Origin of the sequence: Variovorax sp. WDL1, from assembly GCF_001541225.1 — a bacterium.
GTDB lineage: Bacteria > Pseudomonadota > Gammaproteobacteria > Burkholderiales > Burkholderiaceae_C > Variovorax.
On sequence record NZ_LMTS01000029.1, the window covers coordinates 60,588 to 69,243 of the forward strand.

At 65.8% G+C, this 8,656-nt stretch carries 9 protein-coding genes; 5 read left to right on the forward strand and 4 right to left on the reverse strand.

Going from position 1 to position 8,656, the window contains the following annotated elements:
- Positions 1–449, reverse strand: a 449-nt coding sequence (locus APY03_RS06340) for a Signal transduction histidine kinase (protein ID WP_068675034.1), incomplete at its 3' end; no start/stop codon positions are given.
- 114 nt (positions 450–563) lie between these two features.
- On the reverse strand, positions 564–2,555 hold the full coding sequence (acs, locus tag APY03_RS06345) for an acetate--CoA ligase (RefSeq protein ID WP_068675035.1): 1,992 nt from the start codon (positions 2,553–2,555) through the stop codon (positions 564–566).
- A gap of 170 nt (positions 2,556–2,725) precedes the next feature.
- Between acs and APY03_RS06350 the strand changes: the two genes are divergently transcribed.
- On the forward strand, positions 2,726–3,346 hold the full coding sequence (locus APY03_RS06350; RefSeq protein WP_068675036.1) for a YqhA family protein: 621 nt from the start codon (positions 2,726–2,728) through the stop codon (positions 3,344–3,346).
- Between the two features lie 39 nt (positions 3,347–3,385).
- On the opposite strand, the gene APY03_RS06355 is transcribed toward APY03_RS06350, so the two are convergent.
- Positions 3,386–4,180, reverse strand: a complete 795-nt coding sequence (locus APY03_RS06355) for an IclR family transcriptional regulator (protein ID WP_068675037.1) — start codon at positions 4,178–4,180, stop codon at positions 3,386–3,388.
- Between the two features lie 147 nt (positions 4,181–4,327).
- Between APY03_RS06355 and APY03_RS06360 the strand changes: the two genes are divergently transcribed.
- From APY03_RS06360 to APY03_RS06375, 4 genes are read left to right on the forward strand one after another with little or no spacing between them, the layout of a single operon-like run.
- Positions 4,328–4,777, forward strand: coding sequence for a type II 3-dehydroquinate dehydratase (locus APY03_RS06360; protein ID WP_068675039.1), 450 nt, complete (start codon positions 4,328–4,330; stop codon positions 4,775–4,777).
- Positions 4,778–4,819: 42 nt separating this feature from the next.
- The gene (gene dctP, locus APY03_RS06365; RefSeq protein WP_068675041.1) at positions 4,820–5,812 is read left to right on the forward strand and encodes a TRAP transporter substrate-binding protein DctP; all 993 of its coding nucleotides are present in this window, start codon (positions 4,820–4,822) and stop codon (positions 5,810–5,812) included.
- A gap of 53 nt (positions 5,813–5,865) precedes the next feature.
- Positions 5,866–6,330, forward strand: a complete 465-nt coding sequence (locus APY03_RS06370) for a TRAP transporter small permease (protein WP_232324176.1) — start codon at positions 5,866–5,868, stop codon at positions 6,328–6,330.
- Complete coding sequence (locus APY03_RS06375) at positions 6,327–7,628, forward strand: TRAP transporter large permease (RefSeq protein ID WP_068675043.1); 1,302 nt, start codon at positions 6,327–6,329, stop codon at positions 7,626–7,628. The genes APY03_RS06370 and APY03_RS06375 overlap by 4 nt, the downstream gene beginning before the upstream one ends.
- Positions 7,629–7,736: 108 nt before the next feature.
- Here APY03_RS06375 and APY03_RS43355 read toward each other — a convergent pair.
- The coding region (locus APY03_RS43355; protein WP_232324177.1) for a class II fumarate hydratase at positions 7,737–8,656 on the reverse strand (920 nt) is incomplete at its 5' end.

An 8,656-nucleotide genomic window follows, 5' to 3' on the forward strand; every position in this document is an offset into this window, starting at 1 on the left:
TCCAGTTGGCCGATGTGCGCCGCCAGCGTGTTGTCGGTCTGGTCGGAACGCACCTTGATCATGGTCTCCAGTTGCTCCACGCGCGCCAGCAGCGCCGCATGCCGCTCGGCATTGCGCGCCATGTGAGCGTTCTCCTGGGCTTCCAGGAAGTTGCGCAGTTCGGTGAATCGCGACGCCTCGGCGCGGTCGGCCAGGTCTCGCTGGGCCTGCATCTCCTTCGTGTGGCGCCGCGTCTCGAGCAGTACCGTACTCTGCAGGTAAACCACGTAGGCCACGAAGAAGATGCCCAGGAGCGCGGTGAGGCCCAGCATGATCAACCCGAGCGGCGCCGTCACCTGCGTGACGCCGATCGACATCGCGGTGGGCGTGGCGAGCACGCTCCAGTTGAGGGCCGCGAGCGCCGCAATCAGCAGCACCACCACCAGCAGCACGCCTGTTCTCAGTCCCATGAAAGTGTCCCCTCGACATTCATTCGATGGACTGGTTGTAACGCATCCGGCGCCCCGCCCCTGTCGGACGGGGGCGCGGGGTGCCGGGCGTTGCGGGCGTTGCGGGCGTGAGGGCTAGTAAGCCTGCCCCAACTGCTCCAGGATGGCCGGGTTCTCGAGCGTGGAGGTGTCCTGCGTGATGGCCTCGCCCTTGGCGATGCTGCGCAGCAGGCGCCGCATGATCTTGCCGCTGCGGGTCTTGGGCAGGTTCTCGCCGAAGCGGATGTCCTTGGGCTTGGCGATGGGCCCGATCTCCTTGGCCACCCAGTTGCGCAGGTCGGCCGCGATCTGCTTGGCCTCGTCTCCGCTCGGTCGGCCGCGCTTGAGCACCACAAAGGCGCAGACCGCTTCGCCGGTCACGTCGTCGGGACGCCCCACTACCGCGGCTTCGGCCACGAGGTCGGTCTTGGCAACCAGCGCGGACTCGATCTCCATCGTGCCGAGCCGGTGGCCCGAAACGTTGAGCACGTCGTCGATGCGTCCGGTGATGCGGAAGTAGCCGCGGTCGGCGCTGCGCACCGCGCCGTCGCCGGCCAGGTAGATGGTGCCGCCCATCTCCTCGGGGAAATAGCTCTTCTTGAAGCGCTCGGGGTCGTTCCAGATGGTGCGGATCATCGAGGGCCAGGGCCGCTTGATCACCAGCATGCCGCCGGCGCCGTTCGGAATGTCCTTGCCGGTCTCGTCGACGATGGCGGCCATGATGCCCGGCAACGGCAGCGTGCAGGACCCGGGCACCAGCGGCGTCGCGCCGGGCAGCGGCGTGATGACGTGGCCGCCGGTCTCGGTCTGCCAGAAGGTGTCGACGATCGGGCACTTCTCGCCACCGACGTTCCGGTGGTACCACATCCAGGCTTCGGGGTTGATCGGCTCCCCCACGGTGCCGAGGATGCGCAGCGAGGACAGGTCCCAGTTCTTCGGGTGCACCTTCTCGTCGCTGTCCGCGGCCTTGATGAGCGAGCGGATCGCGGTCGGCGCGGTGTAGAAGACCGTGACCTTGTGCTTCTCGATCATCTGCCAGAAGCGGCCCGCATGCGGGAAGGTGGGCACGCCCTCGAACACCACCTGCGTCGCGCCGGCAGCCAGCGGGCCGTAGGCGACGTAGGTGTGGCCGGTGATCCAGCCGATGTCGGCGGTGCACCAGAACACGTCATCGGGACGGATGTCGAAGGTCCAGTCCATGGTGAGCTTGGCCCACAGCAGGTAGCCGCCGGTGGCATGCTGCACGCCCTTCGGCTTGCCGGTCGAGCCCGAGGTGTAGAGGATGAAGAGCGGATGCTCGGCACCCACCGGCTCCGGCGGGCATTCGCTGCCCTGCCCCTTGAGCACCTCGTCGAAGGTCTTGTCGCGGCCCGCAACCATGTTGCAGGCGGTCGCGGTGCGCTGGTAGACCAGCACGGTCCTGAGCGATGCCTCGCAGCCGCCGAGCGCGATGGCGTCATCGACGATCGACTTGAGCGGCAGCTCCTTGCCGCCGCGCAGCTGGAAGTTGGAGGTGATCACCGCCACCGCGCCGGCGTCGATGATGCGCTCCTGCAGCGCCTTGGCCGAGAAGCCGCCGAACACCACGCTGTGCGTCGCGCCGATGCGGGCACAGGCCTGCATCGCAACCACGCCCTCGATGGTCATGGGCATGTAGATGATGACGCGGTCGCCCTTGCGGATGCCCTGCGCCTTCAGCGCGTTGGCGAACTGCGAGACCCGCGCCAGCAGTTCCTTGTACGTGACCTTGGTGACCGCACCGTCGTCGGCCTCGAAGACGATGGCGGTCTTGTTCTCGACCGGGGTGCCGATGTGCCTGTCCAGGCAGTTGGCCGAGGCGTTGAGCTCGCCGTCCTCGAACCACTTGTAGAAGGGCGCCCCGGATTCGTCGAGCGTACGCGTGAAGGGCTTGGTCCACACCACGTTGGCCTTGGCCTGCCGGGCCCAGAAACCCTCGAAGTCATCCGCGGCCTCCTTGCACAATGCCTCGTAGGCGGCCATGCTGTCGATGCGTGCGCCCTTCACGGCGCGGGCATCGGGCGGGAACACGCGGTTCTCGACCAGGACGGACTCGATCGTGCTGCTCATTCTTTGCCTCCGGTATGTAGCTGGGAACTGACGGGCGCTAATGTCAGCGCCCGCACTTACGGATGACTGACGCACCCCCATGTTAGCGGCTGCACCATGACACGTCGGTGCCCCGGGCGCACTCTAGAATCGCGCGTTTCCCGCTCCCCCACCCACCGGCCTGCCCCCCGATGTCCAACTTCGACCCCACCCTCCAGAAACACGCCGGCAAGGCCTCGCCGCTGCGCCCCCTGCCCAACCTGATCTTCGCGAGCCGCTGGCTGCAGCTGCCGCTGTACCTGGGCCTGATCGTCGCGCAAGGCGTGTACGTGGTGCATTTCCTGGTCGAGCTGCTCCATCTCGTGGAAGCGGCCTTCGGCAGCGAGGAAGCGCTGAAGTCGCTGATCACCAGCATCGGCTACAAGACCACGGCGCCGGTCACATCGCTGAACGAGACTGTGATCATGCTGGTCGTGCTGGCGCTGATCGATGTGGTGATGATCTCCAACCTGCTGATCATGGTGATCGTCGGCGGCTACGAGACCTTCGTGAGCCGCATGAATCTCGAGGGACACCGCGACCAGCCGGAGTGGCTGAGCCACGTGAACGCGTCGGTGCTGAAGGTCAAGCTGGCGACCGCCATCATCGGCATCAGCTCGATCCACCTGCTCAAGACCTTCATCAACGCCGACAACTACACCGATCGCGTGCTGATCGCGCAGACGGTGATCCATATCGCCTTCCTGCTGTCGGCAATGGCGATCGCGTTCACCGACCGGCTGATGGCACCGCCGCCCTCCGCAGGTCACTGAGACAGCGGGCATCCTGGCCTGACGCCGCGCTGATGCACTCTAGCCCTTGCCCAAAGGAGGCCGTCCGAACAGGGTCGAGGCGTTGCTGATCGGCCCCAGTTCCGCAGCGGCCTGCAGCAAGCCGGGCGCGAGCTCGTGCATTCGCGCTGCGCTCAACCGCACGCGTGGACCGGCGATGCTGATGACACCGATCGCTTCCCTGCGCCTCACGACCGGGGCGGCCATCGCGCTCATGCCGGGCGCAAAGACCTCGTCGATCATTGCGTAGCCGCGCACCCGCGCAGCATGCAGCGAACCGAGCAACGCCTTGACCGTCGTCGGCGCCTTGGGGCCATAGTCGTCCGGGAGGCCGAAGCCCTGGCGCGACACCAGTTCGAGCGCGCGCTCGTCACTCAGTGTCATCAGCCAGGCATGGCCGGAGGCGGTGCAGGACAGGCGGGCATCCATGCCCATGTCCGGGTCGTAGCGCAGGCCGACCTGCCGAATCCCCTGCGCCTTGGCCACCCACGTGAGGCGGTCGTCGTCGACGATGGACAGCCGCACCAGCTCGCCCGAAGACTGCGCCAGCCGCTCGAGCAGGGGCTCGGCAATGTCGACGATGCCGGCACTGCTGAGAAATCCCAGCCCCAGCGAGGCGATCTTGGTCGTCAGCACGTAGTCGCCCTGCGCCCGGGCCTGGCGAACATAGCCGTGCCGCTGCAAGTCCACCAATAGCCTGTGGCAGGCGCTGAGCGGTATGTCCAACTCGGAGGACAGGGAAGAAAGCGGAACGCCCTCGGGGTAGCGGGTGAGGTGCTCCAGCACGCCCAGGCAACGGTCGATGGCAGTACTCATCTCTCTCACTATACGGAATGATTTTCCAACTTGGAAAGGCTTTTCCCATCGGGAGAAAGAATCAGCGCCAAGGCGGATTTTCGCCGTCCGCAGAGACCTGCCAGGAGACAACCGTATGCGCAAGACCCCTCGAAAGGCGGATGCACCATGAGCGGCACCCTCTACGTTCTGAACGGCCCCAACCTCAATCTGCTGGGAGTGCGGGAGCCGCATCTGTACGGTGCGACCACGCTGGCCCAAGTCGAGCAGCTGTGCCGCCGGGTCGCGCAAGAACTCGGCTTCGAATGCGAGTTCCGCCAAACCAATCACGAAGGCGTCATGGTCGACTGGGTTCAAGAGGCGCGCGAGCGCGCCGTGGGCGTCGTCATCAATCCGGCCGGACTGTCGTTTCGCTCCATTCCGCTGCTGGACGCACTCAAGACGCTGGAGCAGCCGATTGCCGAGGTGCACGTGACCAACATCCACCGGCGCGATCCGCTCTATCAGCACTCGCTGGTCTCGCTCGCAGCCACCGGCGTGATCTGCGGCTTTGGGGCCGCAGGGTATGAGCTGGCCATCCGGGCACTGGCGAGCCGGCTCGCTCCAGTCGCCGGCTGACAATCCCGGCTGTCCCGATCCATAGACGACAAGGAGACCACAATGACACGTCCGATCCACCGCCGCACCCTGCTGGGCGCAGGCGCCACGCTGGCCGCGGGGGCCGTCCTGCCCGCCTGGGGCCAGGCCGGACCGAAGACACTGCGCTTCGCCGCCGTGTTCTCGGACAAGGACATCCGTGCCGACATGATGAAGATGCTGGCCAAGGACATCGAACCCGATTTCAAGCTCGAGCTGCACCTGAACTCGACTCTGTTCCGCCAGGGCACGGAACTCGTCGCCCTGCAGCGCGACAACCTCGAGATGGGCAACATCGCGCCGCAGGACATCGCCAAGCAGGTGCCGGCGTGGTCCGTGCTGACATCTGCCTACCTGTTCAGGGACCCCAGCCACCTGAACAGCTTCTTCACCAGCGACCTGGGGGCCCAGATGAAGAAGATGGTCGAAGACCAGGTGAAGGTGAAGATCCTCGGCCCGACCTTCTTCGGCACCCGCCACGTCGGACTGAAGCCCAAGAAGAAGATCAACACCCCCGCCGATCTCGCCGGCGTCAAGCTGCGGATGCCCCCTGGCGATGCATGGCAGCTGCTGGGTCGCTCGCTGGGCGCCAACCCCACCCCCATGGCCTACGCCGAGACCTACACGGGCCTGCAGACGGGCGCGGTCGACGGGCAGGACAACCCGCTGCCCAACGTGCAGAACATGAAGTTCAACGAGGTGATGTCGCAGATCGTGCTGACATCCCATCTCGTCGGCTTCGACCTCCTGACCTTGAACATGAAGGTCTGGCAGGGCATGGCGCCGGCAAAGCAGCGTACCTTCCAGGAGGCGGCGGACAAGGCGATCGCCTGGAGCACGGCGGAGCACCAGAAGCGCGAGGCCGAACTGGCCGAGGGCTTCCGCAAGCAGGGCCTGGATGTCTACGTCCCCAGCATCACTGCCTTCCGCGAGCATGCCCAGAAGGTGTACCTCGCCTCGGACGAAGCCAAGCAGTGGCCCGCAGGCATGCTGGAAAAGATCAATGCAATGAAGTGAGCGGGCGCGTGCTGTGCCACCTGCTGGGGCGGCTGCACCGCTTCGCCGAAGCGGTGGCCGCCCTCATCCTCGCGATGATCTTCATCGCCTTCATCCTGCAGATCGTCCTGCGGTACGTATTCAACTGGCCAGTCGGCTGGACCACCGAGTTGTCGCTGGCCGGCTGGCTCTGGCTGGTGCTCTGGGGAGCCGCCTTCGTGCTGAAGGATGACGACGAGATCCGCGTCGACTTCATCTCCGGCCGCGCGGGTCCGATGGGGCGCCGCGTCATGGGCGTCATCGGGGCAGCTAGCATCATCGGGCTGTTCGGCATGTCGTTGCCCGCGTCGTGGTCGTATGTGACTTTCATGAAGGTGGAGAAGAGCTCGTATCTGGGCGTGCGGATGGACTTCATGTATTCCATCTACATCGTCTTCGCAATTGCCGTCATCCTGCGCAGCGCCCGCCATCTGGTGCAACTGCTGCGCGGCAAGGAGTCGGAACCGCCCGATCCCCCCACTTCCAGCTCTGCCCTGTGAACTTCACCAGTCCGTTCTCGCTGGCGCTCGCCACCATCGTGGGGCTCAGCTTCCTGGGCGTCCCGGTCGGCCACGCCATGATCGGCGGCTCCGTCCTGTACCTCTATCTCAAGGGGATGGACATGGGGGCAGCCGCAGAGCAGCTCCTCAACGGCACCTATTCGAGCTTCCTGTTGCTGGCCATCCCGCTGTTCATCCTGGCTGCCACGATCATGAGTTCCGGCAGCATCCTGGACCGGCTGCTGCGCTTCTGCAACGCGATCGTGGGGCGCTTTCCCGGCGGGCTGGCGCAGGTGAACGTCCTGCAAAGCGTCGTGTTCGCCAGCATGTCGGGCTCTGCGCTGGCCGACGCCGCAGGCTCAGGCAAGCTGATGCAGGCCATGATGACAAAGGACGGCAAGTACACCCCCGGTTTCGCCGCGGCCCTGAGCGCCGTGTCTTCGGTCATCGGGCCGATCCTGCCGCCTTCGATCCCACTGGTGCTGTACGCGCTCGTGTCCGGCACATCCATCGGCTACCTCTTCATCGGCGGCGTGCTGCCGGGGCTGCTGCTGGGCGGCGTGCAGATGGCACTTATCTACGTGCTCGCGAAACGCCGGCGCTTTCCTGTCGAACCCAAGGTCCCACTGCGCGAGATGCCTCGCATCACGCGCGAGGCCTTCCCGGCGCTGATGCTGCCCGTCGTTCTTCTGGGCTGCCTGTACAGCGGCATCACCACGCCCACAGAGGCCGCGGGCGTGGCGGCGGCCTATGCGTTGCTGGTCTCGGCGGCGCTGTACCGCAGCATGGGTTGGGCTGACCTCTACCAATCGCTGCTGTCCAGCGCGCGCATGAGCATCTCTATTGGCATGCTGATCGCCGGCGCCCTGGTGTTCAACTACGTCATCACGTCCGAGAACATTCCGGCCAGCCTCAGCGCCTTGTTGAAGGGCCTCGACCTGACGCCGCTGGCCTTTCTCTTGCTGGTCAACCTCATCCTGTTGGTGCTGGGTGCCTTCCTCGAAGGTTCCACCATCATCCTCGTCATGCTGCCCGTGCTGCTGCCGACTGCCACCTCGCTGGGCATCGATCCCGTGCACTTCGGCGTGATGGCTGTACTGAACATCATGATCGGACTGGTCACGCCGCCCTATGGGCTGCTGCTGTTCATGATGACCAGGATCGCGAACGTGCCCATGCAGGAACTGCTGCGCGAAGCCTTCCCGTTCCTGCTGGTGATGCTGGGCGCGCTGGCCATCGTCACTCTGTGGCCCGATCTGGTGCTCTTCCTGCCGCGGCTGGCGGGCTATACGAACTGAGTGCATCGGACTCGGCGGAAGATGTCCGCCACCCCGAGCCTGGTGGCGAGCATCGCTGCCGTCCCGGACCACGGGGAGGCCGTCGGTTCGCACGGCCGCGGTGGAGCCTCAGCGCCCAGTCATCTTCTCCGGCACGACCCACTGGTCGAACTGCTCGGCCGTGAGGTGGCCCGAGGCGATCGCCGCCTCGCGCAGGCTGCTGCCTTCCTTGTGCGCCTTCTTCGCGATGAAGGCCGCCTTGTCGTAGCCGATGTGGGTGTTGAGCGCCGTCACCAGCATCAGCGAACGCTGCACCAGCTCCGCGATCCGCTCGTGATTGGGCTCGATGCCGACCGCGCAGTGGTCGTTGAAGCTGCGCATGCCATCGGCCAGGAGCCGCACGCTCTGCAGGAAGTTGTGCGCCACCATCGGCCGGAACACATTGAGCTCGAAGTTGCCCGAAGCGCCGCCGATGTTGATCGCGACATCGTTGCCGAACACCTGCGCAGCCAGCATGGTGAGCGCCTCGCTCTGCGTCGGATTGACCTTGCCGGGCATGATCGACGAGCCCGGCTCGTTCTCGGGGATGCTCAGTTCGCCGATGCCGCTGCGCGGTCCGCTGGCGAGCCAGCGCACGTCGTTGGCGATCTTGTTCAGGCTTGCCGCCAGTGTCTTCAGCGCCCCGTGCGCATGCACCAGGGCATCGACCGAGGCCATGGCCTCGAACTTGTTGGGCGCGGTGACGAAAGGCAGGCCGGTGAGCTTCGCGAGTTCGGCGGCAACCTGCTCGGCATAGCCCTTCGGCGCATTGAGCCCGGTTCCGACCGCGGTGCCCCCCAGCGCCAGCTCGCACAGATGCGGCAGCGCGGTCCGAACATGAGCCTCGCCGTGGGCCAGCTGGGCCACGTAGCCCGAGAACTCCTGGCCCAGCGTGAGCGGCGTCGCATCCTGCAGGTGGGTGCGGCCGATCTTCACGATGTCGGCGAACGCCTCGGACTTCTTCTGCAGCGTCCCGCGCAGCTGTGCGATGGACGGCAGCAGCCGGTGGG

Excerpts from the sequence above, each read along its gene's own strand:
- dctP (WP_068675041.1), top strand. The coding sequence starts at position 4,820 with ATGACACGTCCGATCCACCGCCGCACCCTGCTGGGCGCAGGCGCCACG.
- acs (WP_068675035.1), bottom strand. The coding sequence starts at position 2,555 with ATGAGCAGCACGATCGAGTCCGTCCTGGTCGAGAACCGCGTGTTCCCG.
- APY03_RS06355 (WP_068675037.1), bottom strand. The coding sequence starts at position 4,180 with ATGAGTACTGCCATCGACCGTTGCCTGGGCGTGCTGGAGCACCTCACC.
- APY03_RS06350 (WP_068675036.1), top strand. The coding sequence starts at position 2,726 with ATGTCCAACTTCGACCCCACCCTCCAGAAACACGCCGGCAAGGCCTCG.
- APY03_RS06360 (WP_068675039.1), top strand. The coding sequence starts at position 4,328 with ATGAGCGGCACCCTCTACGTTCTGAACGGCCCCAACCTCAATCTGCTG.